The organism is Clavibacter sp. GW821-FHT01D01, assembly GCF_059422605.1.
Window position 1 is genome coordinate 135,780 of sequence record NZ_JBWKXC010000008.1, and the last position, 25,078, is coordinate 160,857.

Sequence of the window (25,078 nt, forward strand, 5' to 3'; positions counted from 1 at the left end):
GAACCCGCCACGGCCCCCGTCCGGGAGCGGTGCCCCGTCCGCAGGCACCTGACCCTCCACGCGAGCGGACCGGGTGGCGGTCCCGCGGTCGGACGAGCGGGCGGTCAGCGCGCGCGGTAGACGCGGAGCGAGGGCCCCTGCACCGCGACGCGGTCGCCCGGGGCGTCGTCCTCCGTCACCGGCTCGGGACGCTCCCACTCGCTCGTCCACAGCAGGCGCCACGCGGCGACGCCGGGCTGCGCCGGGAGCGTGACGTCGACGGCGCCCTCGAGACCGTGCACGACGACGAGGACGGTGCTCGGCTCCTCCGTCTCGGGCGTGGACGTCGTGATCCACTGCAGCGTCCGCGTGTCCGCGGAGCCCCACGCCGCCTCCGTCATCGGCCGGCCGTCGGCGTCGCGCCACGAGAGCACGGACGCGCTCGGCACCGCGGCCTCGGGGGAGGCGTAGCGCACGGGACGCAGCGCCGGGTTCTCCCGGCGGATGCGCAGCAGGTGCCGGGTGGTGGCGTGCAGGTCGAGGCGCCAGGCGTCCTCGTCCCAGTGCACCCAGGTCGCCTCGTTGTCTAGGCAGTAGCCGTTGTTGTTGCCGCGCTGCGTGCGGCCGCGCTCGTCGCCCATCGTGAGCATCGGGATGCCCGCGGACACGAGGAGGGTGCCGAGCAGGTTGCGCGACGTGCGGCGCCGCGCGGCGAGGACCGCGGCGTCGCGCGTCGGTCCCTCCACCCCGTGGTTCCAGGAGCGGTTCGCGTCCGTCCCGTCGCGGTTGGACTCCCCGTTGCCGCTGTTGTGCTTGCGGTCGTACGACGTGAGGTCCGCCAGCGTGAAGCCGTCGTGCGCCGTGACGAACGAGACGGACGCCAGCGGTCCGCGCTCGGCCGCGAACGTGTCGGAGGATCCTGCCAGGCACGACGCCAGCGCCCCGACGCCCTGGGGCGCGCGGCCCGAGCGGCGGGCCTCCGCGACGTCGGTGAGCCAGAAGTCGCGCACGCGGTCGCGGTAGCCGTCGTTCCACTCGCTCCAGCCGGATCCGAACCCGCCCGTCCGCCAGCCGCCCATGCCCACGTCCCACGGCTCGGCGATCATCAGGAGGCCCGCGAGCGCCTCGTCCTCGACGATGGCGCGCAGGAGCGGGTGCCCCGGGTCGAAGTCGACGTGCTCGTCGCGCCCCAGCGTGACGGCGAGGTCGAAGCGGAAGCCGTCGACGCCCATGACGTCGGACCAGTGCTCGAGGCTGTCCAGGACCAGCCGCTGCGCGTCGGGCCGGGACAGGTCGAGGGTGTTGCCGCAGCCGGTCACGTCGATGGGCGTGCCGTCCGGGGTGTGCCGGTAGTAGCGCGACCCGTCGATGCCCCGGAGGCTCGTGACCGGGCCGTCGGCGCCCTCCTCGGCGGTGTGGTTGTAGACCACGTCGAGCACGACCTGGATGCCGGCGGCGTGCAGGGCGTCGACCATCGCCCGGAACTCGTCCGCGACCGCGTCGGCCCCCGCGTCGCGGGCGCGGCGCGTGGCGTAGGGCGCGTGCGGTGCCAGGTACGCCAGCGTGTTGTAGCCCCAGTGGTTGATGCGGCCCTGGGCGCGCAGCCGCTCCTCGCTCGTGGAGGCGTGCACCGGCAGGAGCTCGACCGTCGTGATCCCGAGGTCCACCAGGCGCGCCACGGACGCGGCGTGGCCGAGCCCCGCGTAGGTGCCGCGCAGCTCCTCGGGCAGGCGCTCGTCGAGCTTGCTGAAGCCGCGGACGTGCATCTCGTAGACGACCTGCCGGTCCCGTGGCACGACGGGCCGGGCGGCGCGGCGGGCGGCGCGCTCCGCGTCGGGCACGGGGCGCGTGACGACGGAGCGCCACGCGGCCGGGCCGACCTGCACGAGGCCGCGGGCGTAGGGGTCGAGCAGGTGCCGGGTCGCGTCGAACGCGTCGCCGGGGGCGGGATCGCCGTCCACCCGCACCGAGTACGCGGTGCCGGGGACGAGGAGCTCGCTGGACCCCGTCCACACGCCGTGCCCGCCGCGCTCCATGGCGACCACCTGCGCCACGCGACGGGGGTCGTCGACCGCCGAGACGGTGAGCTCCACGCGCGAGGCGCCGTGGCTCACGATGCGGAGCGTGCCGCCCGTGTCGGCGCCCGTGTCGGCGGGCGTCAGCCCCAGGGGCTCGGGCGGTCCGGGGCGCGGCATGCGACCTAGGGTAGATGGCATGACGGTCTACCTGGACCACGCGGCCACGACCCCCCTGCGGCCGGAGGCGATCGCGGCGCTCGCCGGGGCGCTCACGCTGGTCGGCAACCCGTCCTCCATCCACTCGCACGGCCAGGAGGCCCGGCGCGTGCTCGAGGAGGCCCGCGAGTCCATCGCCCGGGCGCTCGACGCGGAGCCCGTGGAGGTCGTCCTCACCTCGGGCGGCACCGAGTCGGTGAACCTCGGGATCAAGGGGCTGCACGCCGCGCGCACGGCCGCCGACCCGCGTCGGACGCGCATCCTCGTGCCCGACGGCGAGCACCACGCCACCGTCGACACGGTCGACTGGCTCGAGCGCCAGGGGGCCGTCGTCGAGCGGTTGCCCCTGGACGCCCTGGGCCGCATCGAGGTCGACGCCGTCGCGGCCGCGCTCGCCGCGGACCCCGGCTCCGTCTCGCTCCTCACCTTCCTCGCGGCCAGCAACGAGGTGGGGACGATCCAGCCGGTGGAGGAGCTGGCGGCGCTCGCCCGGGCCCACGGCGTGCCCGTGCACGTCGACGCGGTCGCGGCCCTCGGCCACGTGCCGGTCCCGTTCCGGCGGTGGCGGGACGCCGGCGTGCACGCCGTGAGCGTCTCCGCGCACAAGGTCGGCGGGCCCGTCGGCAGCGGTGCGCTCGTCCTCGCCCGCGACGCGCGGGTGGACGCGCTCATCCACGGCGGCGGGCAGCAGCGGCAGGTGCGCTCGGGCACGCAGGACGCCGCGTCCGCCGTGGCCTTCGCCGTGGCCGTGACCCTCGCCGTCGCCGAGCTCGACGCCGAGCGCGTCCGCCTCGCGGCCCTGCGGGACCGGCTCGTCCGCACCGTGCTCCGCGACGTCCCCGGCGCCGTGCTGCGCGGCGACCCGGACCCCGCGGGCCGGCTCCCCGGCAACGCGCACCTCACCTTCGCCGGGTGCCAGGGCGACTCGCTCCTCCTGCTCCTCGACATGGCGGGCGTCTCCGTGTCGACCGGATCCGCGTGCCAGGCCGGCGTCCCCGAGGTCTCGCACGTCCTCCTCGGCATGGGCGTCCCCGAGGACGAGGCGCGCGGCGCCCTCCGCCTCACGCTCGGCCGGACGACCACGGACGCCGACGTGGACGCGGTCCTCGCCGCCCTGCCGGACGCGGTGGCGCGGGCCTCCCGGGCGGGGCTCGCGGGACGCGCGGCGCGTAGGCTCCGAGGGTGAAGATCCTCGCAGCGATGAGTGGCGGAGTGGACTCCGCCGTGGCCGCCGCCCGGGCCGTGGAGGCCGGGCACGACGTGACGGGCGTGCACCTGGCGCTCAGCCGCATGCCGGGCACGCTCCGCACCGGGTCCCGCGGCTGCTGTACCATCGAGGACTCGATGGACGCGCGGCGCACGGCCGACCTCCTCGGCATCCCGTTCTACGTGTGGGACTTCTCCGAGCGGTTCGCGGCCGACGTCGTCGACGACTTCGTGGCCGAGTACCAGGCCGGGCGCACCCCGAACCCCTGCATGCGCTGCAACGAGCGGATCAAGTTCGCCGCGCTCCTCGAGAAGGCCCTCGACCTCGGCTTCGACGCCGTCTGCACGGGCCACTACGCGGACGTCCTCGAGGGACCGGACGGGCAACCCGAGCTGCACCGCGCCGCCGCGTGGGCGAAGGACCAGTCGTACGTGCTCGGCGTGCTCACGGCGGAGCAGATCGCGCACTCCTACTTCCCGCTCGGGTCGACGCCCTCCAAGGCCGAGGTGCGCGCCGAGGCGGCGGCCCGCGGCATCCAGGTGGCGCAGAAGCCCGACAGCCACGACATCTGCTTCATCCCCGACGGCGACACGCGCGGCTGGCTGGCCGACCGCGTGGGCGCCGAGCCCGGCGACATCCTCGACGGCGCGGGCGACGTGATCGGCGCCCACGCGGGCGCCGCCGCGTTCACGGTGGGCCAGCGCAAGGGCCTCGCGATCGGCACCCCCGCCGCGGACGGGCGGCCGCGCTTCGTGCTGGAGATCCGCCCGAAGGACAACACGGTGGTCGTCGGCCCGCAGGAGGCGCTGGCGATCCGGGAGATCGCCGGCTCGTCCTTCACCTGGGCCGGCACCCCGCCGACGCGGCCGGACCAGCCCTTCGACTGCGACGTGCAGATCCGCGCCCACGCCGACCCGGTCCCCGCGCGGGCCCGGGTGTCGGGGGTCGAGGGCACCCTGGAGCTCGTGATCACCCCTCGCGAGCACCTCCACGGCGTCGCCCCCGGGCAGACCGCCGTCGTCTACGCCGGCACGCGCGTGCTCGGCCAGGTCACCATCGACCGCACCGTGAGCGCCGTCGCGGACGCGCGTCCGCCCGTGCGCGCCGCCGCCCTCGTTGGCGCGGCAGCAGGGGAGTAGCCGCGACATGAGCGACGCCACCTCCGCATCCGACGCGGTGCCCGCCACCACCCCCGACGGTCTCCGGGCCGCGTCCGAGCGCGTCGACGCGCTCCGCGCCGAGATCGAGGGCCACCGCGACGAGTACTACGGCCAGACGGGCAGCGTCGTCTCCGACGGCGACTACGACGCGCTCGTGCACGAGCTCGAGGCCCTCGAGGAGGCGCATCCCGAGCTCCGCAGCCAGGACAGCCCCACCCAGACCGTGGGCGGCCGGGCGGAGACGACGCTCTTCGCGCCCGTCACGCACGCCGAGCGCATGCTCAGCCTCGACAACGTCTTCAGCGAGGAGGAGCTCGCCGAGTGGGCCGCCAAGGTCGTGCGCGACGCCGGCAGCGGCCGCGTGCGCTGGCTGAGCGAGCTGAAGATCGACGGACTGGCCATCAACCTGCGCTACGAGCACGGCGTGCTCGTCACGGCGGCGACGCGCGGCGACGGCGTCGTCGGCGAGGACGTCACGCGCAACGTGCTCACCATGGGCACCGTCCCCGAGCGCCTCGCCGGCACCGGGCACCCGCCGCTCGTGGAGGTGCGGGGCGAGATCTTCTTCCCCGTCGCCGAGTTCGACGAGCTGAACGCCCGGCAGCTGGAGGTGGGCGAGCGCGTGTTCGCCAACCCGCGCAACGCCGCCGCGGGGAGCCTCCGGCAGAAGGAGGACGGGAAGACCCCCGCCCGCCTGGAGCTCATGCACGCGCGCATCCGCCGGCTCCGCATGCTCGTGCACGGCATCGGCGCGTGGCCCGTCCGCGAGCTCGAGGCCGACGCCGGCGTGTCCGCGCAGTCCGAGGTCTACGGCCTCCTCGCCGGATGGGGGCTGCCCATCTCGACCCACTTCCGGGTGTTCGACGACATCGAGGACGTCACGGCGTTCGTCCGGCGCCACGGCGCGCACCGCGCCGAGGTCGAGCACCAGATCGACGGCATCGTCATCAAGGTCGACGACCTGGGCCTGCACGAGGAGCTCGGCGCCACGAGCCGCGCCCCCCGCTGGGCGACCGCGTACAAGTACCCGCCCGAGGAGGTCACCACGACGCTCCTCGACATCGTGGTGAGCGTGGGCCGCACGGGCCGCGCCACGCCGTTCGCGGTCATGGAGAAGGTCGAGGTGGCCGGATCCGAGGTGCGCCAGGCCACGCTGCACAACCAGCAGGTCGTGAAGGCGAAGGGCGTGCTCATCGGCGACACGGTCGTGCTCCGGAAGGCCGGCGACGTCATCCCCGAGGTGCTCGGCCCGGTCGTCGAGCTGCGCACGGGCGCGGAGCGCGAGTTCGTCATGCCGACGCTGTGCCCGGAGTGCGGGACGCCCCTGAAGCCCGCCAAGGAGGGCGACGTCGACCTCCGCTGCCCGAACGCGCGCAGCTGCCCCGCGCAGGTGCGGGGCCGCGTCGAGCACGTCGCCTCGCGCGGGGGGCTCGACATCGAGGGCCTCGGCGAGGTCGCCGCGGCCGCGCTCACGCAGCCGCTCGAGCCCGAGGTGCCGCCGCTGGAGACCGAGGCGGGCCTGTTCGAGCTCACCATGGCCGACCTCGTGCCCATCACCGTGGTCGTCCGCGACGCCGAGACCGGCATGGTCAAGGTCGACGAGCGGACGGGCGAGGCCAAGCGCGTCACGCCGTTCCGCCGCAAGCGGGTGCCGAAGCGCGACGGCGCGTTCGACCCGGCCGAGCCGTGGGGCGACGAGGCCTCCGTCCCGTCCAAGTCCGCCGAGGTGCTGCTCGAGAACCTCGAGAAGGCCAAGACGCAGGACCTCTGGCGCATCCTCGTGTCCCTCAGCATCCGCCACGTGGGGCCGGTGGCCGCCCGCGCCCTCGCCGGGTGGTTCGGCTCGCTCGACGCGATCCGGGCGGCGAGCCGCGAGGAGCTCGCCGCCGTCGACGGCGTGGGCGGCATCATCGCCGACGCCCTCCTCGACTGGTTCGAGGTGGACTGGCACCGGGAGATCGTGGAGCGGTGGGAGCGCGCGGGCGTCGTCACCGCCGTCCCCGGCCACCCGGGTCCGGGTGCCGCGGCCGCCGCCGGCGGAGTGCTCGCGGGCCTGACCGTCGTGGCCACCGGATCCCTCGACGGCTACACCCGCGAGGGCGCGCTCGAGGCCATCATGGCGGCCGGCGGCAAGGCGGGATCGAGCGTCAGCAAGAAGACGCACTACGTCGCGGCGGGTCCCGGCGCGGGGTCGAAGCTCGGCAAGGCGGAGGCCCTCGGCGTGCGGATCATCGACGCCGCGGAGTTCCGCCTCCTCGTCGAGCAGGGGCCCGACGCCATCGCGCTGCCCGAGGAGGAGCCGGACGCGGCATCGGCGGAGGCATCCGCCGCGGACGACGCGGCGGGCGCCGCGGGCCACGCGGCGGACGGGAGCACGTCCACGGACTGACCGGCCCTGTGATCCCGCGGGCGGCGCCGCTAGCATGTCCGAGTGCGTCGGCGCGCGGCCCGCCAGTCCCCGGTGCGAGCCCTCCCGCTCCGGCTCTCGGGGGGATCTGGAATCGTGCCGTCTCGCGTCCGCGTGGTGCTGACCGTCTCGGCCATCGTCTGCGGACTGGTCGGGGCCGTCGTCGTGCCCGCCGACGCGGCAGCGGCGGCGACGCGTCCGCCCGCGGTGCTCGCAGGTCCCGACGCCGCCTCTCCCGCGACGGGCGCCCGCCTCCCCGGCCCCGCGAGCCTCGTGCAGCGGCTCCGTGACGCGGACGTCTCCGACGCCGCCCTCCGCGACGCGTCCCCGGTGGCGCTCCTCGGCGGGCTGCCCGCGCTCGACGCGGTCGAGCTCCAGCGTCTCGCGTCCCGCATCCCGACGACGATCCACGAGCTCATCCGCCGCCCGCCCGCCGCGTCGAGCGTGGCGGCCTGGTGGTCGGGCCTCGCCCCCTCCGCGCGCCGGACGTTGTCCGAGGGCATCCCGGAGCTCGTCGGCAACCTCGAGGGCCTCCCCGTCGTCGACCGCGACGCCGCCAACCGCCGGCTCCTCGACGAGCGCGAGGCCGCCCTGCGCGCCGCTGCCCGCAGCACGTCGGGTCGCGGCGCCCAGCAGGTGCTCGGGCGGGACCTGCGGATGCTGGCCGAGGTGCGGGAGGCGCTGCGGACGTCGGCGGGCGGTCCCGGCCGGTCCCTGCTGACGCTCGACACCGCGTGGCCGGGACGCGCCGGCATCGTGCTGGGCGACCTCGACACGGCGGCCTACGTCAGCATCGTCGTGCCCGGCATGTACTACTCCGTCGCCGACCGCCTCGTCGACTGGACGGACGTGGCGGCGCGGCTGCAGCAGCAGCAGTCGGTCCTCCTCGGACTCGCCCCGGAGGAGGGTGCGCCGGGCGGGGCGGCGGCGATCGCGTGGATCGGCTACCGAACGCCGGACCTCACGGGCATCGGCACGCTCGCCCTCGCGGAGGAGGGCGCGCAGTACCTGGAGGGCGCCGTCCAGGGCATCCAGGGGATCCGCTCGGACGACCCGCCCTACGTCAGCGTCATCGCGCACTCCTACGGGTCGACGGCGTCGATGCTCGCGCTCTCGAGCGGCCGCGCGTCCGTCGACGCCCTGGCCGTGGTCGGGTCGCCCGGCGGCGCCGTGCGCCAGGCGTCGCAGCTGGACGTGCCCACCGGGCGCGTCTTCGTGGGCGAGGCGCCCTGGGATCCGGTCGTCGGCTCGTCGTACTTCGGATCCGATCCGGGCAGCGCGTCCTTCGGCGCGGAGCACTTCGGCGTCGCCGGGACGGGCGCGTCCGCGGGCGTGTCCGCCGACGGCGCCCTCGCGGGCGTCACCGGGCACAACAGCTACTTCGACCGCGGCACGGAGTCGTTCCGGAACCTCGCGCTCATCGGGCTCGGCCGGGTGGTGGTGCAGGACGTGATGACGGACGCGAGCGGCCGGTAGCCGGATCCGGCTCAGCCGCGGCTGCGCTCGGCGTACTCCAGCCGCACGTCGTCGGGCCCGGAGGCGACGAGGTGCCCGTCCTCCACCTCGATGGCGGTCGTCGCCGCGAGGTCGCGCAGGTAGCGCGCCTCCAGCCCGCCGTCGCCGCAGGGAAGCGCGCCGGGGACGACGTCCCGCAGCATGCCGGGACCCGGATCGCCGATCGGGCCGGAGTAGTCGTTGCAGGGGCCACGGCCGCTGACCTGACCGCCGCCGACGCGCATCGTCACGAGCGCGTCGCCCACGCCCAGGTCGCCGTCGGCGTCGCTGCCGGCCACGAGGTGCCAGTTGCCGCGCACGTCGCTCACGGGCGCGCAGCCCGACAGGGCGACGAGCGCCAGGGCCGCCGCGGCCGCTACCCGGAGGTCGAGGCGGGGTCCGGATCGGCGTCGGGCGGGCTTCCGGGCTGCGGTGGGCATGGGGGTCACGCTAATAGAATCTCCCGGTACCCCCGCTCACAGTCCTTTGGAGACGCATGTCCGACACCCGGCCCGAGCCCGCCGACGCGACCGGCGGGGAGACGACCCCCGCCCGCGGCGCCGCCGGCGCGCAGACCCCCACGGAGCAGATCAGCCGGGAGCAGGTGGAGCACCTCGCGGGACTCGCGCGGATCCGCCTGAGCCCCGAGGAGATCGCGACCCTCACGGAGGAGCTCGGCCTCATCGTGGACTCGGTCGCGAAGGTCACGGCGGTCGCGACGCCCGACGTCCCCGCCACGAGCCACCCGATCCCGCTGGTCAACGTCTTCCGGCCCGACGTGCCGGGCGAGACCCTGACCACCGCCCAGGCGCTCGCTGGCGCCCCCGAGCACGACGGCAGCCGCTTCAAGGTGTCGGCCATCCTCGGCGAAGAGCAGTAGGAGCACCATGACCGACGACCTCACGCGCCTCAGCGCCTCCGCCCTCGCCGACCGGCTCGCCGCGGGCGACGTGTCGAGCGTGGACGCCGTGCGCGCGCACCTCGACCGCATCGACCACGTGGACGGCGACGTCCGCGCTTTCCTGCACGTCTCCGGGGAGGCGGCGCTCGGGCGCGCCGCCGAGATCGACGCCCAGCGCGCCGACGGCGCCCCGCTCGGCCCGCTCGCGGGCGTCCCCATCGCCATCAAGGACGTCCTCTGCACCCTCGACATGCCGTCCACCGCGGGCTCGCGCATGCTCGAGGGCTGGACCCCGCCCTACGACGCCACCGTCGTCCAGCGCCTCCGCGCCGCGGGTCTCGTCCCGCTCGGGAAGACCAACATGGACGAGTTCGCGATGGGCTCCTCGACCGAGCACTCCGCCTTCGGGCCCACGCACAACCCGTGGGACCTGGACCGCATCCCCGGCGGCTCGGGCGGCGGATCCGCGGCCGCGGTCGCCGCGTTCGAGGCGCCCGTCGCGCTCGGCTCCGACACGGGCGGCTCCATCCGCCAGCCCGCGGCCGTCACCGGCTCCGTCGGCGTCAAGCCCACGTACGGCGGCGTCAGCCGGTACGGCGCCATCGCGCTCGCGTCGAGCCTCGACCAGGTCGGCCCCGTCTCCCGCACGGTGCTCGACTCGGCGCTCGTGCACGACGTCATCGGCGGGCACGACCCCCGCGACTCCACGTCCCTCACCGACGCCTGGCCCTCGTTCGCCGAGGCGGCGCGCGCGGGCCAGCGGGACGGCTCCGTGAAGGGCCTCCGCATCGGCGTCGTGAAGCAGCTCGACGGCGAGGGCTTCCAGGCCGGCGTCACGCAGCGCTTCCGCGAGGCGCTCGCGCTCCTGGAGCAGGCCGGCGCCGAGATCGTCGAGGTCTCCGCCCCGAACTTCGAGCACGCCATCGCCGCCTACTACCTCATCCTCCCGGCCGAGGCCTCCAGCAACCTGGCGAAGTACGACTCGGTGCGCTTCGGCCTCCGCGTCAACCCGCCCGGCGGCGGCACGGTGGAGGACGTCATGGCCGCGACCCGCGAGGCGGGCTTCGGCCCCGAGGTCAAGCGCCGCATCATCCTCGGCACGTACGCGCTGAGCGCCGGCTACTACGACGCCTACTACGGCAGCGCGCAGAAGGTCCGCACGCTCATCCAGCGCGACTTCGACGCCGCGTTCCAGCAGGTCGACGTGCTCGTCACGCCGTCCGCGCCGACCACGGCTTTCAAGCTGGGGGAGAAGCTCGACGACCCGCTGGCGATGTACCTCAACGACCTCACGACGATCCCCGCGAACCTCGCGGGCGTCCCCGGCATCGGCCTCCCCATCGGGCTCGCGCCCGAGGACGGGCTGCCCGTCGGGATCCAGTTCATGGCGCCCGCCCGCGAGGACGCGCGCCTCTACACGGTCGGCGCCGCCCTCGAGCAGATCCTCGAGCGGCAGTGGGGCGGGCCGCTGCTCGCCCAGGCACCCGAGCTCGCGCGCGCCGCGACCCGCACCACGGACGGAGACACGCACTGATGGCCAAGGCCGAGCTGATGGACTACGAGAAGGCCATCGAGATGTTCGAGCCCGTGCTCGGGTTCGAGGTGCACGTGGAGCTGAACACGCGCACGAAGATGTTCTCCGACGCGCCGAACTTCTTCGGCGGGGAGCCCAACACCAACATCACGCCGGTGGACCTCGGGCTGCCGGGCTCGCTGCCCGTGGTCAACGAGCAGGCCGTGCGCCACTCGATCAGCCTGGGGCTCGCGCTCGGCTGCGAGATCGCGCCGAGCTCGCGCTTCGCCCGGAAGAACTACTTCTACCCGGACCTCGCGAAGAACTACCAGATCAGCCAGTTCGACGAGCCCATCGCGTTCCGCGGGCAGGTCGACGTGGAGATGCCCGACGGGCGCATCGTGACCGTGCCCATCGAGCGCGCGCACATGGAGGAGGACGCCGGCAAGCTCACGCACGTGGGCGGGGCGACGGGCCGCATCCAGGGCGCCGACCACTCGCTGGTCGACTACAACCGCGCGGGCGTGCCGCTCGTGGAGATCGTCACCGACATCATCTACGGCGCCGAGGGCGAGGCGCCCGAGCTCGCGAAGGCGTACGTCTCGACGATCCGCGACATCGTCGTGGCCCTCGGCATCTCCGACGCGAAGATGGAGCGCGGCAACCTCCGCTGCGACGCCAACATCTCGCTGAGCCCGCGGGGGTCCGGGAAGCTCGGCACCCGCACGGAGACCAAGAACGTCAACTCGCTGCGCTCGGTGGAGCGGGCCATCCGCTACGAGATCCAGCGGCAGGCGGCCATCCTCGCCGCGGGCGGCACCATCACGCAGGAGACCCGGCACTGGCACGAGGACACCGGGCGCACGTCGGCCGGCCGCCCCAAGAGCGACGCCGACGACTACCGCTACTTCCCGGAGCCCGACCTGCTGCCCGTGCAGCCGAGCCCCGAGCTGATCGAGGAGCTGCGCGCCGCGCTGCCCGAGTCGCCCGCGATCCGCCGCCGCCGCCTGAAGGGCGAGTGGGGCTTCACGGACCTCGAGTTCCAGGACGTCGTGAACTCCGGCCTCCTCACCGAGCTCGTGGGCACGGTCGAGGCGGGCGCAGCGCCCCAGGCCGCGCGCAAGTGGTGGACGGGCGAGATCGCCCGCATCGCCAACGCGCGGGGGGTCGACGCCGCCACCCTCATCACGCCCGAGCAGGTCGCGTCGGTGATCGAGCTGGTCGAGGCCGGCACGCTCACGAACCGGCTCGCCCGCGACGTCGTCGAGGGCGTCATCGACGGCGAGGGCACGGCGCAGGAGGTCGTGGACGCCCGCGGTCTCGCGGTCGTCTCCGACGACGGCCCGCTGATCGAGGCGATCGACGCGGCGCTGACGGCGCAGCCCGACGTCCTCGCGAAGATACGCGACGGCAAGGTGCAGGCCGCCGGCGCGGTCATCGGCGCCGTGATGAAGGCCATGCGCGGTCAGGCGGACGCGGCCCGCGTCCGCGAGCTCGTGCTGGAGCGTGCGCAGGCCTCGTGACCGCCACCCTCGTCGCCCGTGGCCTCTCCGGGGGCCACGGGCACCGGACGCTGTTCTCCGGGCTCGACCTCACGGTCGCGCCCGGCGACGTCGTCGGCCTCGTCGGCGCGAACGGCGCCGGCAAGAGCACCCTCCTGCGCCTCCTCGCGGGGCTCGACGCACCGCAGGACGGCCGCGTGCTGCTGTCGCCCGCCGACGCGTTCATCGGGTGGCTGCCGCAGGAGCACGAACGGCTCCCGGGCGAGACCGTCGCGGGGTACGTCGCGCGCCGCACGGGCTGCGCCGAGGCCACCGCGGAGCTCGACCGCACCGCCGTCGCTCTCGGGGAGGGCCTGCCCGGCGCCGACGACGCGTACGGCACGGCGCTCGACCGGTGGATGGCGAGCGGCGCCGCCGACCTCGACGAGCGCCTCCCGGTGACCCTCGCGGAGCTGGGGCTCGACCTCGACCCGGCGCTGCCCGTGACCGGGCTCTCCGGCGGCCAGGCCGCCCGCGTCGCCCTCGCCGCGCTGCTCCTCAGCCGCTTCGACGTCGTGCTCCTCGACGAGCCCACCAACGACCTCGACCTCGACGGCCTCGCGCGCCTCGAGTCCTTCGTGCGGGGCCTCCGCGGCGGCGTCGTGCTCGTCTCGCACGACCGCGAGTTCCTCGCCCGCTGCGTCACCACGGTCGTCGAGCTCGACCTCGCGCAGGACAGCGTGCGCGTCTACGACGGCGGCTACGACGCGTTCCTCGAGGAGCGCCAGGTCGCCCGCCGCCACGCGCGCGAGGCGTACGAGCAGTTCGCGGACACGAAGGCGGACCTGGTCGCCCGGGCCCGCACGCAGCGGGAGTGGTCGTCGCAGGGCGTCCGGAACGCCATGCGCAAGGCGCCCGACAACGACAAGATCCGCCGGAAGGCGTCCGCCGAGTCGAGCGAGAAGCAGGGCCAGAAGGTCCGCCAGATGGAGAGCCGCATCGCGCGCCTCGAGGAGGTCGAGGAGCCCCGCAAGGAGTGGGAGCTCGCGTTCACCATCGGCCGGGCCCCCCGCTCGAGCGCGGTCGTCGCGACCCTCCGCGAGGCGGCGGTCACCCGCGGCTCCTTCACCCTGGGACCCGTGTCGCTGCAGGTCGACGGCGGCGACCGGATCGGCATCACCGGGCCGAACGGGGCCGGCAAGTCCACGCTCCTCGGCCTGCTCCTCGGCCGCGTCGCCCCCGACGCCGGCGAGGCGTCGCCGGGCCGGAGCGTCGAGGTGGGGGAGATCGACCAGGCCCGCGCGTCGCTCCGTGCCGACCTGCCGCTCGCGGACTCGTTCGCCGAGCAGGTGCCCGACATGGCGCCCGCGGAGGTGCGCACGCTCCTCGCCAAGTTCGGGCTCCGCGCCGACCACGTCACGCGCCCGGTGGACGGCCTGTCCCCGGGAGAGCGGACCCGCGCGGGTCTCGCCCTGCTGCAGGCCCGCGGGGTCAACCTGCTGGTCCTCGACGAGCCGACCAACCACCTCGACCTGCCGGCCATCGAGCAGCTCGAGCAGGCGCTCGACTCCTACGACGGCACGCTCCTGCTCGTCACCCACGACCGGAGGATGCTCGACGCCGTGCGCCTCGACCGCCACTGGCACGTGGAGGCGGGCGTCGTCACGGAGTCCTGACCGCGACCGGCACGAGGAGGCCGGGGCGGACACGGGGTCCTGATCGCCCTCCGCACGCGGCGGCCGGCGTCGCACGGGGGATCGACGGGCGCGCCGGGCCCTCCCGCCGCGCCCGGACCCCGCCTACTGGTAGGTGACGAGGTCCGGCACGGGGGAGACGTCGCGCATCGTCTGCTCGGGGGTCAGCATGGGCGTGTCCTCGTCGATGAAGTTCTTCCAGCCCCACGCGAGGCCGGCGGGGGCGTCGGCGTGCAGCGTCCGCCAGGTGGCCTGCTTGTCGGGCTGACCGCCCTGGCCGTCGGCGTGCACGAGCATCGCGAGCTCCGGGTGCGACAGGTCGAGGGTCGAGCGGTCCTGGATCATCGCGAGCCGGAACTGGTGCAGGACGAGCATCTTCTGCGGCAGGCCGCGGTCGCGCACCAGGCCGGCCAGCCAGTCCGCGGTGGCGTCCACCTCGGCCGCGGACACGCTGCCGATCTGCTTCAGCGGCACCTGGTCGGGCCCCAGGCGCCATTCCGGGTCGAGCGCGAGGCCCACGCCCGGCTGCGCGAGGACGGACTCGTACCGCTTCGCCTGCGTGAGGAAGTCGGTGCGGCCCGGCTGGAGGTCGACGACCACGTACACCCCGGCGTCGCGGGCGGCGTCGATCCAGGGCTGGAGCGTCTCGACGGGCACCTCGGACGAGTAGTCGCCGTCGTCCCCGGCGGCGCCCGCGGCGACCGTGGCGATGAGCTCGAACATCGGGATGACGGGCTCGTCGGAGAACGGCTGGTACTCGGCCGCCTGCGCCTTCGCGCGGGCCACCGCGTCGGCGGGTCCCTGCTCGCCCAGCACCCCCAGGGCGCCGGTGCCGGCCGCGCCGTAGAGGGCGACGTAGCGCTTGCCGGGGAGGACGAGCTGGCCGCCGCCCGGCAGCTGGTCGCCCGTGGAGGCGGTGCGGATCCGTCCCTCCAGCGCGGGATCGTCGGCGTAGGCCGCGCCGACGGCGATGGTGCTCGTGGCGCCCGCGTCATGCAGGGCGGTCACCGCGTCGGCGGAGGAGCGGGGGTCCGGGGCGGACTCGGGGACGACGGTCACGCCGACGCCCGCGGCGCGCGCCGTGGCCACCGCGGCGAGGGAGGCGGCCGCGTCGGTGGCGAGCGCGTGCACCCCGCCGAGGCCCGCGGCGGGCGCGGTGGGCGGCAGGGCGGCGCCGTCGGATCCCGTCGGGGAGGCGGTCCCGGCCGTCGCGCCGGTCGGCGCTCCCGCGTCGGGAGCCGGCAGGGCCGCGACCCGCGCGACGGCGGCCGCCGGGTCGGCGTCGGATTCCTCCGCGGCGTCCGCGACCGCCGCCCCCGTGACGCGCGCGACGTCCTCGGCGTGGTCGGCGCGGACCACGGTCGTCGATCCGGGGAGGGCGGAGGCCGCGTCGTCCGGCAGCTCGCCGACCGCGAGCACGCCGGAGGACCCGAGCCGCTCGATCTCCGGCACGGCCCCCGCGCCCTGCACGATCAGCGGCGCCCCGAGCGCGACGGCGGCCTCGGCCCCGAGCTCCTGCGCGGCGGCGTCGTCCGCGGGCACGAGCACGGTCACGGGCGCGGAGCGGAACAGGCTGCCGCTCATCGCGACGGACGCGGCCGAGCCGTCGGCCTCGCCGACGACCGTGAGCGGCGCGTCCGGGGCCGCGGTGACGGGCCGCAGCACCTCGGGGGCGGCGTCCTGGGCGGTGCACGCGCCGAGCCCGGCGACGAGGCCGACGGCGGCGAGGAGCGAGAGGGGGGTGCGGAGCGGACGGGGGAGGCGGGTCGGGGATTGCACCCGGCCACGCTACGCGACGGCCGCCCGGGGCGTCCGCGGTGCCGCGGGATGTCGCGTCCGCGCACCATCCGGCCGGCGCCGCGCCCGCGTCCTCCCAGGGGACGGCCCGGTACCGTGGACGGGTGACCGCCCTCCTGCCGCCGACCACCCTGCCGACGACCGCCATCGCGGGCCTCCACCCCGCCGCCGCGGGGAAGGACCCCCTGGAGGGCCTCGACGGGCTCGTGGGCACCGCCGCGCGCGTGATCGAGGCGCTCGGCGAGGTCGGCGTCGGCGCCATGACCTTCATCGAGACGGTGTTCCCGCCCATCCCCAGCGAGGTGGTGCTGCCGCTCGCGGGCTTCGTCGCGGCGACCGGCCGCATGAACCTGGTGCTCGTGATCGTGGCCAGCACGCTCGGGGCCTACCTGGGCGCCCTCCTGCTGTACTGGCTCGGGCGGAAGGCCGGGGAGGAGCGCACGATCCGCGTGCTCGCCCGGCTGCCGCTCGTCGAGCGCCACGACTTCGAGGTCGCGGCCGCGTGGTTCCACCGGCACGGCCGCTCGGCGGTGTTCTTCGGCCGGCTCGTGCCGGGCGTCCGCAGCCTCATCTCGCTGCCGGCGGGTGCCGCCGGCATGCACCTCGGCACCTTCAGCTTCTACACGATCGCCGGCAGCGGGCTCTGGAACGGAGCCCTCATCGGCCTCGGGGCCGCGCTCGGGAGCCAGTACGAGCTCATCGACCAGTACGCGCAGTACCTCGACTACGCGGTGTACGCGGTGCTGGGGATCCTCCTGCTCCTGCTCGTCGGGCGGGCCGTCCGCCGTCGCGGACAGCGGCGCGGCGCGGCGCGCTGACCCGGCCCCCATCCGGCTCCCACGGGTCTCCCCGGTGGGCGGATTACGGTGGCGACGGCCGACGCGGTCGGCGAGACGCGCCGATCCGGCCCCGGCGAGAGGCATGACGATGGGATTCCTGGACAGGCTCCTGGGCCGCGACGAGCGGCCCGACGACCAGCGCGCGCGGGCCTCCGCCCGCAGCGCTCCCGAGCGCAGCCCCGACGAGGTGGCCGTCGAGCGCTACCGCTACCTGCTCCGCACCGCGCCGCCCGAGCGCATCGAGGAGGTGCACGTCGAGGCCTTCCAGAAGCTGAGCCCGGAGCAGCGCGAGATCCTCTTCCGCCAGCTCAGCGCCGACGCGACCGAGGGCGACGCCCCCGTCGACGACCGCCCGGAGTCCCTGGCCCGGTCGGCCACGCGGTCCGAGATGCGCGCCCCCGGCACCCTGGAGCGGACGCTCGGACCGCGCGGCGGCCTCGCGGGAGCGGGCGGCGGCATGGGCATGGGCGGCATGATCGCCGGATCCATGCTCGGCACCATCGCGGGCGTCGTGGTCGGGTCGGCGATCGCCCAGGCCCTCATCCCCGACGGCGTCGGACAGGACCAGGCCAGCGCGGACGCGGGAGCGGACGGTGGCGAGGCGGGGGCCGACGATGCCGGTGCGGGCGATGCGGGCAGCAGCGACCCCGGGAGCGGCGACCCCGGCAGCGGCGAGTTCGGGAGCGGCGACTTCGGCAGCGGCGACTTCGGGAGCGGCGACTTCGGGAGCGGCGACTTCGGCGGCGCGGACCTCGGCGGCGGCTTCGGCGGCGGCGACTTCCTCTAGCCGCCCGCCACGATCCCCTCGCGCACCTTCCGCCGTAGCACCTTGCCGAGCAGCGAGGTGGGCAGCTCGTCGAGCACCACGATCCTGCGCGGCACCTTGTAGGCCGTCAGGCGCTCGCGGAGCGCGGCGCGCGCGGCCGCCTCGTCGAGGGTCGCGCCGTCCTCGAGCACGACCGCGGCGACGACCTCCTCGTCCCCGCCGTCGCGCGGGATGCCCACGACGGCCGCGTCGCGGACGCCGTCGAGCTCGCGCACCGCGTCCTCCACCTCGGAGGGCGACACGTTGAAGCCGCCGGTGATGATCAGCTCCTTGATGCGGTCGGCGATGCGGACGAAGCCGTCGGCGTCGATGGTCACCACGTCGCCCGTGCGGAACCAGCCGCCCTCGAGCAGCACCGCGGCGGTCTCCTCGGGTCGGCCGTGGTACCCGCGGAACACCTGGGGCCCGCGCACGAGGAGCTCGCCGGGCTCGCCCGCCGGCCGGTCCGCGGACGGGTCCTCGGGATCCACGACGCGCACCTCCGTGTTCGGCAGGGGGAGCCCGACCGTCCCGGCGCGCCGCGTGTCGCCCACGGGGTTGGCCATGAGCACGGGGGAGCACTCGGACAGGCCGTAGCCCTCGACGAGCCACCCGCCGGTCTGCTCCTCCCACGGCACCACGACGGACTCCGGCAGCGCCATCGCCCCGGAGATCGAGATGGAGATGCCGGCCAGGGACACGCCGTCCGCCGCGGCGGCCTCCCGGAGGCGCGCGTAGATGGGCGGCACGGCCGGCAGGAAGGTCGGCGGGTGGCGGCGGATCGCCTGCAGGACGAGGTCGGGCTCGAACCGGGGGAAGAGCACCAGGCGGGATCCCATGCTCATCGCGAACGTGAGGCACAGCGTCAGCCCGTACGCGTGGAACATGGGCAGCACGGCGTAGACGACGCTCGTGCCGCGGGGGATGGTGGGCACCCAGGCCCGCGACTGGGCGGCGTTGGCGCTCAGGTTCCGGTGCGTGAGCTCGGCGCCCTTCGGCGCTCCCGTCGTGCCGCTCGTGTACTGGATCACCGCCAGGTCCTCCGCCGACGGCCGCGGGTGGTCGGCGGCGAGCGGCTCCGAGGCCGTGATGCCCTCCCAGCGCGTGGTCCCGGTGACCTCCGCGGCGATGGCCGCGCGCGCCGCGCGGGCCCTCGGCACCGGCAGCCGGAGCAGCACGCGCGTGCGGAACGGCATGGCGCGCGTGACGTCGACGGACACGATGCGCTCGGGGCGCACGGCGTCGGGCAGGGCCTGGATGGTGGCCACCGACCTGTCCCACGCGATCACGGTGCGGGCGCCGTGGTCCTCGAACTGGTGCTGGAGCTCGCGGGGCGTGTAGAGCGGGTTGTGCTCCACGACGACCGCGCCGAGGCGGAGGACCGCGTAGAAGGCCACCACGTGCTGCGGGCAGTTCGGGAGGACGATCGCCACCGGGTCGCCGGCGCGCACGCCCAGGTCGTGCAGGCCCCGGGCCGCGCGCGCGATGAGCGCGCCGAGCTCCCGGTAGCTGGTCTCCGCGCCGAGGAAGTCGAGCGCCGTCCCGTCGGGGAAGCGCAGCACGGACTGGTCGACGATGTCGACGAGCGAGCCCTGCGGGAGGTCGATCTCGTGCGGGACGTCGGGCGCGTAGCTGGCCAACCAGGGCCGGTCGGTGGGGATGGTCACCCCTCCCACTCTAGGTCGCGGGCGGGCGCCGGCCGGTGTCGCGGGGGCGACGGGCGGGGGCGGATCAGCACCGCCCGGCGTGCCGGCCCTCGGCGAGGTAGGCCAGGCGGCGGAGCGTCTCGACGTTCCGGGCGTGCAGCAGCAGGTCCATGAGCGGTGCGGGCACGAACCGCCCCGGACCGCGCACCGCGCGCTCGGTCATGCGCACCTCGCAGCCGTCCGCGAGCGTCCGCACCTCGACCGTCACGCGCGCCTCGCCGAGCGGCCAGCCCTTCGGCTGCATGACCATGCGCCGGGGCGGGTCCCACTCCAGCATGGTGGTGGCGTCGTCGATGAGCACGGGCCACGAGCCGAAGGAGTGGTGCAGCCGCGAGCCCGATGCCGGCCACGCGTCGTCCACGGCGCGCATGCGGGACGCACCGACCACCCACGCGGGGAACAGCCAGCCGTCGGAGAGGACCTCGACGACGTCGGACGGGGAGCAGCGCATGCGGCGACGGGTGACGGACATGCCCCCAGTCTGCCGCGGACGCTCAGGCTGCGGTAATCCGAAGGTGGGACGCGCGGCTACAGCCCGAGATCGGGCCCGCGGTCCATGCCGAACTCGTGCCGGAGCGCGCTGCGGGCCGCCTGGTACCCGGCCATCCCGTGCACGCCGGGACCGGGGGTGGTGGAGCTCGAGGCGAGGTAGACGCCGGCGGCGGGCGTCCGCCACGGATCCGGCGAGAGCACCGGGCGCGCGAGCAGCTGCCACACGGTCGCGGCGCCGGCCGCGATGTCGCCGCCGATGTAGTTGGGGTCGTGCTCCTCCATGCCCACGGCGTCGATGCTCGAGGACGCGAGGATCAGGTCCCGGAAGCCGGGCGCGAACCGCTCGATCTGCCGCGTGATGGCCTCGGTCTGGTCGACCGTCGATCCCGCGGGCACGTGCGTGTACGCCCACAGCACGTGCTGCCCCGCGGGCGCGCGACCGGGGTCGACGACGGAGGGCTGCGCGACCAGGACGTACGGGTCGTCGCTGTGCCGTCCCGCGGCGACGTCCCGCTCGGCGGCCTGGATCTCGGCGCGGGTGCCGCCCACGTGCAGGGTGCCGGCGCCTCGGAGCTCGGGGTCCGTCCACGGCACGGGCCCGGACAGGGCGAAGTCGACCTTGGAGGCCGCGTTCCCGTACCGGAACCGGCGGATGGCCCGGAGGTAGCGCGCGGGCAGCCGGTCGCCCGCGATGCGCGCGAGGGCCCGGGCGCTCGTGTCGAGCAGCACCGCGCGGGCGGGCGGCAGCGCGTCGAGCGAGGAGACCTCGGATCCGGTGACGACCTCGCCGCCGTGGGCGCGCAGGTCGTCGACCATGGCGTCGACGATGGCCTGGCTGCCGCCGACGGGCACGGGCCAGCCGCGCGCGTGCGCGTACGTGCCGAGGGCGAGCGCGGCGGCGGCGGTGGAGATGCTCGGCATGGTCTGGATCGCGTGCGCGGCCACCCCCGTGAACATCGCGGGCGCGACGTCGCCACGGAAGCGCGCGTCCCAGAGCGGCGAGCCCTGCTCGAGCGCGCGGAGCCCGAGGCGGATCGCGGTGGGCGGGTGCCGGGGCACCTGCAGGAGCGGGCCGTTGGTGAACTGCGCGACCCGGTCGGCCTCCGCCGCGAGCGGGCCCATCAGCCGGCGCCAGGCACGGCCGTCCACGCCGAGCGCGTCCACCGTGCGGTCGAGGTCGCGGTAGGCGACGCCCGACCGTCCGCCGTCGAGGGGGTGCGCGTAGGAGATCTCCGGTACGACGAGGTCGATGCGGCGGTGCAGCTGGAAGGCCCGGAAGAAGCCCGAGGCGAGCGCCATGGGGTGCACCGCGGAGCAGATGTCGTGGTGGAAGCCCGGGAGCGTGAGCTCCGCGGTGCGGCTGCCGCCGCCGATCGTCGCGGCCCGCTCGTGCACCTGGACGCGGAGCCCCGCCCGCGCCATCGTCACGGCCGCGGCCAGCCCGTTCGGTCCGGAGCCGACCACGATCGCGTCGATGTCACCCATGGTCCGAGGCTAGCGGCGTCGGAGCGCGACGGCCCCGGCGACGACGCCGGAGAGCGCAGCCCCGGCACCGAGCGCGACGGCCGCGGCCCGGTTGCGGACGAGCCAGATCTGGGGGCTCATGGTGCGGGCCCGGTCGCTGAAGATGCCCCGGGCGCCGTGGTCGCCCGGGGTGGGCGAGTACAGGTTCGTCGGCAGCATGGGCTGGGTCTTGTCGGACGCCTGCTGGCCCGAGTAGCCGACCTTCGCGAGGTAGCCGTCGAGCCAGTTCGCGACGAAGCGGTTGCCGAGGACGGTCTTGACCGTGGGCTCGCCCACCCAGTTGCGGCGCTTGGGCCTGTCGGCGACCGCGGCGATGGCCTGCGCGCCCACCTCGGGCTCGAAGATGGGCGGCACGGGCTGCGGGTGGTGCGGGAGCTGCGACTTGACCCAGTTGAACTGGATGGTGTTGAGCGCGGGCATGTCGACGGTGGAGATCCGGACGGCGCTGCGGTTGTGGATGAGCTCCGTCGTGACCGACTCGGTGAAGCCCTGGACGGCGTGCTTGGCGGCGCAGTACGCGGCCTGCAGCGGGATCCCGCGGTGGGCGAGGGCGGAGCCGACCTGGATCACGTGCCCGCGGTCGCGCGGCACCATGCGGGACAGCGCCGCGCGCGTGCCGTTGACGAAGCCGAAGTAGTTGACCGCGGTGGCGCGCTCGAAGTCGGCCGGGTCCGTGCTGAGGAACTCGCCGAAGACGCCGACCATGGCGTCGTTGACCCACAGGTCGATGGGGCCGAGCTCGGCCTCGACGCGGTCGGCGGCGGCCTCCACGGCCAGGCGGTCGGCGACGTCGGTCGGGATGCCGAGACCGCGGCGCCCGCGGGACTCGATGTCGGCCACGGCGCCCGCGAGGCCGTCCTCGCCACGGGCGAGCACGGCGACGTCCCAGCCGCGGTCCGCGAGCTCGCGCACGGTCGCGCGGCCGAGACCGGCCGATCCTCCGGTGACGACGGCGATGCCTCGGGTCATGGTGCTCCTCAGATCATTGGTGCACGAACGGTGCACCTCCACCGTAGGGCCGCCGGCCGGTCCGGCCCGCACCGGGGAGCGTGCTGCCAGGCGGCGGTCAGCCTTCGCGCTGCAGGTCCTCGCGCACCTGGCGGCGGAGCACCTTCCCGATGAGCGACGTGGGGAGGGCCTCGACCCGCACGACCCGGCGGGGGACCTTGTAGGCGGTCAGGTGCGCGCGGCAGTGGGCGCGGATGGCGGCCTCGTCGAGGGTCGCCCCGGGCTCGAGCACGACGGCGGCCGTCACGTCCTCGCCGCCGTCGGACGACGGGAGTCCGACGACCGCGGCGCCCTGCACGCCGGGGGCGCCGCGCACGACGTCCTCGACCTCGCTGGGGGAGACGTTGAAGCCGCCCGTGATGATGAGCTCCTTCATCCGGTCGACGATGGTCGTGAAGCCGTCCGCGTCGACGCGCACGATGTCGCCCGTGCGGAACCAGCCGCCCTCCAGGAGCGCCGCGCGCGTCTCGTCCGGTCGACGCCAGTAGCCCTGGAATACCTGCGGACCGCGGATGAGCAGCTCGCCCTCCTCGCCGGGTGCCCGGTCCACGGTCGGGTCCTCGGGATCGACGACGCGCACCTCGGTGCTCGGGAACGGCACGCCCACGGTCCCGGGCCGCCGCGACGGGCCGATCGGGTTGCCGAGCGCGACCGGCGAGGTCTCGGTGAGGCCGTAGCCCTCCACGAGGTATCCGCCCGTCAGGCCCTCCCACAGCTCGACGGTGGAGACGGGCAGGTTCATCGCGCCGGAGATGGCGAAGCGGACGCCCGACAGGTCGACGCGCCTCTCCATCGCCCCGCGGGCCAGGCGCTCGTAGATGGGCGGGACGGCGGGCAGGAACGTCGGCGGGTGCTTGCGGGCGGCGGCGAGCACGAGGTCCACGTCGAACCTGGGGAAGAGCACGAGGCGCGCGCCGATGCTCATGGCGAACGTGAGGCAGAGCGTGAGGCCGTAGGCGTGGAACATCGGCAGCACGCCGTAGACCGTCTCGCCGCCGTCCGCGAGGCCGGGGACCCAGGCACGGCCCTGCATGGCGTTCGCGTGCAGGTTGCGGTGGGTGAGGACCGCGCCCTTGGGACTCGCGGTCGTGCCGCTCGTGTACTGCAGGATCGCGACGTCGTCGAGCTCCGGACGCGGCCGGGACGCGGCGATGCGCCGGTGGCCGACGAGCTCCTCCCAGGTCGTGGTGCCGGAGACGGGCGTCGTGATCGCGGCGCGGGCGCGGCGTGCGGCCGGCACGGGGAGGCGGAGCTTCAGGCGGGTCGCGAGCGGCATCGCGGCCGGCAGGTCCACCGAGACGATCGTGTCGACGGGCACGTCCCGCGGCATGTCCTGGATCGTCCCGACGACGGTGTTCCACGCGATGACCACGCGGGCGCCGTGGTCCTCGAACTGGTGGCGGAGCTCCCGGGGCGTGTACAGCGGGTTGTGCTCGACGACGATGGCGCCGAGCCGCAGCACCGCGTAGAACGCGACGATGTGCTGCGGGCAGTTGGGCAGCACGAGCGCCACGCGGTCGCCCTTGCGCACCCCGAGCCGGCGCAGCCCCTCGGCCGCGCGGCTGATCTGGTCGCCCATCTCGCGGTACGTCGTCTCGCGGCCGAAGAACTCGAGCGCGACGGCCTTCGCGTGCCGCTGGATGGACCGCTCGACCATGTCGACGAGGGATCCGATGACCGGCGGGATGTCCGCCGACACCCCGTCCGCGTAGCTGCGTACCCAGGGCCGGTCGGCGTCGATGCTCATGTCCCCACCATAGGGAATGCGCCCGGGCGGAACCCGGGCGCATCGGCCGTGCATCGGTCGCGGGCTAGGCCGGGTAGACGACCCCGGTCAGCTGCTCGGACGCGTCCCAGAGGCGGCGCGCGAGATCCATGTCCTTCGACCAGGGGCTCGACGCGGCCAGGTGCGGCATGCCGCTCATGCCGCCGGCGCCCGCGGGGCCGTAGTAGTCGCCGGGGTGGACGCCGAGGCCCGTCGCGGCCTGGATCTGCGGGAGGGCGCCCACGCGGACGTCCTGGCCCTGCGCGGCCGGGCCGAAGCGGGCGGCGAGGTCGCTCATGGCGCCCTTCGGGCCGGATCCCGGTCCGTTCTTCGCGAGGTTCGTGGAGGTGACGCCCGGGTGGGCGGCCGCGGCGGTGAGGCCCCACCCGCGCTCGTCGGACAGCGCCTGGAGGCGGCGCATGAACAGGAGGTTCGCGAGCTTGGCCTGGCCGTACGCGGCCCACGGGCTGTAGCGCCGCTCCGACTGCAGGTCGCCGAACGCGATGCGGCCCATCCAGTGCGCGAGGCTCGAGACGACGACCACGCGCGGCTCCTCCGCGGCACGCAGCGCCGGGAGCAGCAGCCCGGTGAGAGCGAAGTGGCCGAGGTGGTTGGTGCCGAGCTGGATCTCGAAGCCGTCCGCCGTCTCGCGGCGGTCCGGCGGCGCCATCACGCCCGCGTTGTCGACGAGCACGTCGATCGGCCCGCGCTCCCGCTCGAGGTCCGCGAAGGCGCGGACGGAGGCGAGGTCGGCGAGGTCGAGCGAGCCGACCTCGACGTGGACGCCGGGGTGGCGGTCCCGGATGGTCCCGGCCGCCTCCTCGCCGCGCTCCGGGTCGCGCGAGGTGAGGACGACGGACGCGCCGGCCGCGGCCAGCCGGCGGGCGGTCTCGAGGCCGAGGCCGCTGTTGCCGCCGGTGACGACGGCGCGCTTCCCGTCGAGCGGGCTGATGATGATGTCGGTGGGACGGGGCACGCGGACTCCTCCTGGGGGTGGGATCCCCACGCTAGCCGCCGCGGCCGGGCGTCGCCCGTGCGGCCGGTCGCGACGGCGCCCCGTGCGGCGCCGTCG

At 75.3% G+C, this 25,078-nt stretch carries 19 protein-coding genes; 10 read left to right on the forward strand and 9 right to left on the reverse strand.

Annotation, left to right across the window (positions count from 1 at the left end; all coding sequences use genetic code 11):
• Positions 1-104: 104 nt before the first annotated feature.
• Positions 105-2,174: a glycogen debranching protein gene (locus AC07VC_RS11980; RefSeq protein ID WP_494675666.1), complete on the reverse strand. Its 2,070-nt coding sequence runs from the start codon at positions 2,172-2,174 to the stop codon at positions 105-107.
• A gap of 19 nt (positions 2,175-2,193) precedes the next feature.
• Here AC07VC_RS11980 and AC07VC_RS11985 point away from each other — a divergent pair, with 19 nt between their 5' ends.
• The 4 genes from AC07VC_RS11985 (at position 2,194) to AC07VC_RS12000 (ending at position 8,463) form a co-directional block, all read left to right on the forward strand.
• Positions 2,194-3,399, forward strand: coding sequence for a cysteine desulfurase family protein (locus AC07VC_RS11985; RefSeq protein ID WP_494675667.1), 1,206 nt, complete (start codon positions 2,194-2,196; stop codon positions 3,397-3,399).
• Positions 3,396-4,559 carry a tRNA 2-thiouridine(34) synthase MnmA gene (gene mnmA / locus AC07VC_RS11990; protein WP_494675668.1) on the forward strand — a complete coding sequence of 388 codons (1,164 nt, stop codon included), beginning with the start codon at positions 3,396-3,398 and terminating at the stop codon, positions 4,557-4,559. The genes AC07VC_RS11985 and mnmA overlap by 4 nt, the downstream gene beginning before the upstream one ends.
• 7 nt (positions 4,560-4,566) lie before the next feature.
• On the forward strand, positions 4,567-6,969 hold the full coding sequence (ligA, locus tag AC07VC_RS11995) for an NAD-dependent DNA ligase LigA (RefSeq protein WP_494675669.1): 2,403 nt from the start codon (positions 4,567-4,569) through the stop codon (positions 6,967-6,969).
• 114 nt (positions 6,970-7,083) lie between these two features.
• Complete coding sequence (locus tag AC07VC_RS12000) at positions 7,084-8,463, forward strand: alpha/beta hydrolase (RefSeq protein ID WP_494675670.1); 1,380 nt, start codon at positions 7,084-7,086, stop codon at positions 8,461-8,463.
• A gap of 11 nt (positions 8,464-8,474) precedes the next feature.
• Here the strand turns inward: AC07VC_RS12000 and AC07VC_RS12005 are convergent, their stop codons facing one another.
• Entirely contained in the window at positions 8,475-8,921 is a 447-nt protein-coding gene (locus tag AC07VC_RS12005) for an META domain-containing protein (RefSeq protein WP_494675671.1), read from the reverse strand.
• 149 nt (positions 8,922-9,070) lie between these two features.
• Here AC07VC_RS12005 and gatC point away from each other — a divergent pair, with 149 nt between their 5' ends.
• Genes gatC through AC07VC_RS12025 form a run of 4 tightly spaced genes read left to right on the forward strand, consistent with a single transcriptional unit; the run spans position 9,071 to position 14,052 of the window.
• Positions 9,071-9,361, forward strand: a complete 291-nt coding sequence (gene gatC / locus AC07VC_RS12010) for an Asp-tRNA(Asn)/Glu-tRNA(Gln) amidotransferase subunit GatC (protein WP_317229927.1) — start codon at positions 9,071-9,073, stop codon at positions 9,359-9,361.
• Between the two features lie 7 nt (positions 9,362-9,368).
• Positions 9,369-10,916: an Asp-tRNA(Asn)/Glu-tRNA(Gln) amidotransferase subunit GatA gene (gene gatA, locus AC07VC_RS12015; protein ID WP_494675672.1), complete on the forward strand. Its 1,548-nt coding sequence runs from the start codon at positions 9,369-9,371 to the stop codon at positions 10,914-10,916.
• Positions 10,916-12,418, forward strand: a complete 1,503-nt coding sequence (gatB, locus tag AC07VC_RS12020) for an Asp-tRNA(Asn)/Glu-tRNA(Gln) amidotransferase subunit GatB (protein ID WP_494675673.1) — start codon at positions 10,916-10,918, stop codon at positions 12,416-12,418. The genes gatA and gatB overlap by 1 nt, the downstream gene beginning before the upstream one ends.
• The gene (locus AC07VC_RS12025) at positions 12,415-14,052 is read left to right on the forward strand and encodes an ABC-F family ATP-binding cassette domain-containing protein (protein ID WP_494675674.1); all 1,638 of its coding nucleotides are present in this window, start codon (positions 12,415-12,417) and stop codon (positions 14,050-14,052) included. The genes gatB and AC07VC_RS12025 overlap by 4 nt, the downstream gene beginning before the upstream one ends.
• A gap of 123 nt (positions 14,053-14,175) precedes the next feature.
• Here AC07VC_RS12025 and AC07VC_RS12030 read toward each other — a convergent pair whose 3' ends face one another.
• Positions 14,176-15,849, reverse strand: coding sequence for a hypothetical protein (locus AC07VC_RS12030; protein WP_494675675.1), 1,674 nt, complete (start codon positions 15,847-15,849; stop codon positions 14,176-14,178).
• A gap of 122 nt (positions 15,850-15,971) precedes the next feature.
• Here AC07VC_RS12030 and AC07VC_RS12035 point away from each other — a divergent pair, with 122 nt between their 5' ends.
• Positions 15,972-16,685: a DedA family protein gene (locus tag AC07VC_RS12035; RefSeq protein WP_494675676.1), complete on the forward strand. Its 714-nt coding sequence runs from the start codon at positions 15,972-15,974 to the stop codon at positions 16,683-16,685.
• Positions 16,686-16,794: 109 nt separating this feature from the next.
• Complete coding sequence (locus tag AC07VC_RS12040) at positions 16,795-17,493, forward strand: hypothetical protein (RefSeq protein WP_494675677.1); 699 nt, start codon at positions 16,795-16,797, stop codon at positions 17,491-17,493.
• Here AC07VC_RS12040 and AC07VC_RS12045 read toward each other — a convergent pair.
• From AC07VC_RS12045 to AC07VC_RS12070, 6 genes are all read right to left on the reverse strand, one after another.
• Complete coding sequence (locus AC07VC_RS12045) at positions 17,490-19,178, reverse strand: long-chain-fatty-acid--CoA ligase (RefSeq protein ID WP_494675678.1); 1,689 nt, start codon at positions 19,176-19,178, stop codon at positions 17,490-17,492. The two genes, AC07VC_RS12040 and AC07VC_RS12045, sit on opposite strands and share 4 nt — an antisense overlap.
• A 64-nt stretch (positions 19,179-19,242) precedes the next feature.
• Positions 19,243-19,689 carry an SRPBCC family protein gene (locus tag AC07VC_RS12050; RefSeq protein ID WP_494675679.1) on the reverse strand — a complete coding sequence of 149 codons (447 nt, stop codon included), beginning with the start codon at positions 19,687-19,689 and terminating at the stop codon, positions 19,243-19,245.
• 56 nt (positions 19,690-19,745) lie between these two features.
• Complete coding sequence (locus AC07VC_RS12055) at positions 19,746-21,194, reverse strand: phytoene desaturase family protein (protein WP_494675680.1); 1,449 nt, start codon at positions 21,192-21,194, stop codon at positions 19,746-19,748.
• A gap of 9 nt (positions 21,195-21,203) precedes the next feature.
• On the reverse strand, positions 21,204-22,202 hold the full coding sequence (locus tag AC07VC_RS12060) for an SDR family oxidoreductase (protein ID WP_494675681.1): 999 nt from the start codon (positions 22,200-22,202) through the stop codon (positions 21,204-21,206).
• 97 nt (positions 22,203-22,299) lie between these two features.
• On the reverse strand, positions 22,300-23,988 hold the full coding sequence (locus AC07VC_RS12065) for a long-chain-fatty-acid--CoA ligase (protein ID WP_494675682.1): 1,689 nt from the start codon (positions 23,986-23,988) through the stop codon (positions 22,300-22,302).
• Positions 23,989-24,052: 64 nt separating this feature from the next.
• Positions 24,053-24,982 (reverse strand): oxidoreductase, encoded by a 930-nt coding sequence (locus AC07VC_RS12070; protein ID WP_494675683.1) that lies wholly within the window; start codon positions 24,980-24,982, stop codon positions 24,053-24,055.
• Positions 24,983-25,078 lie beyond the last annotated feature (96 nt).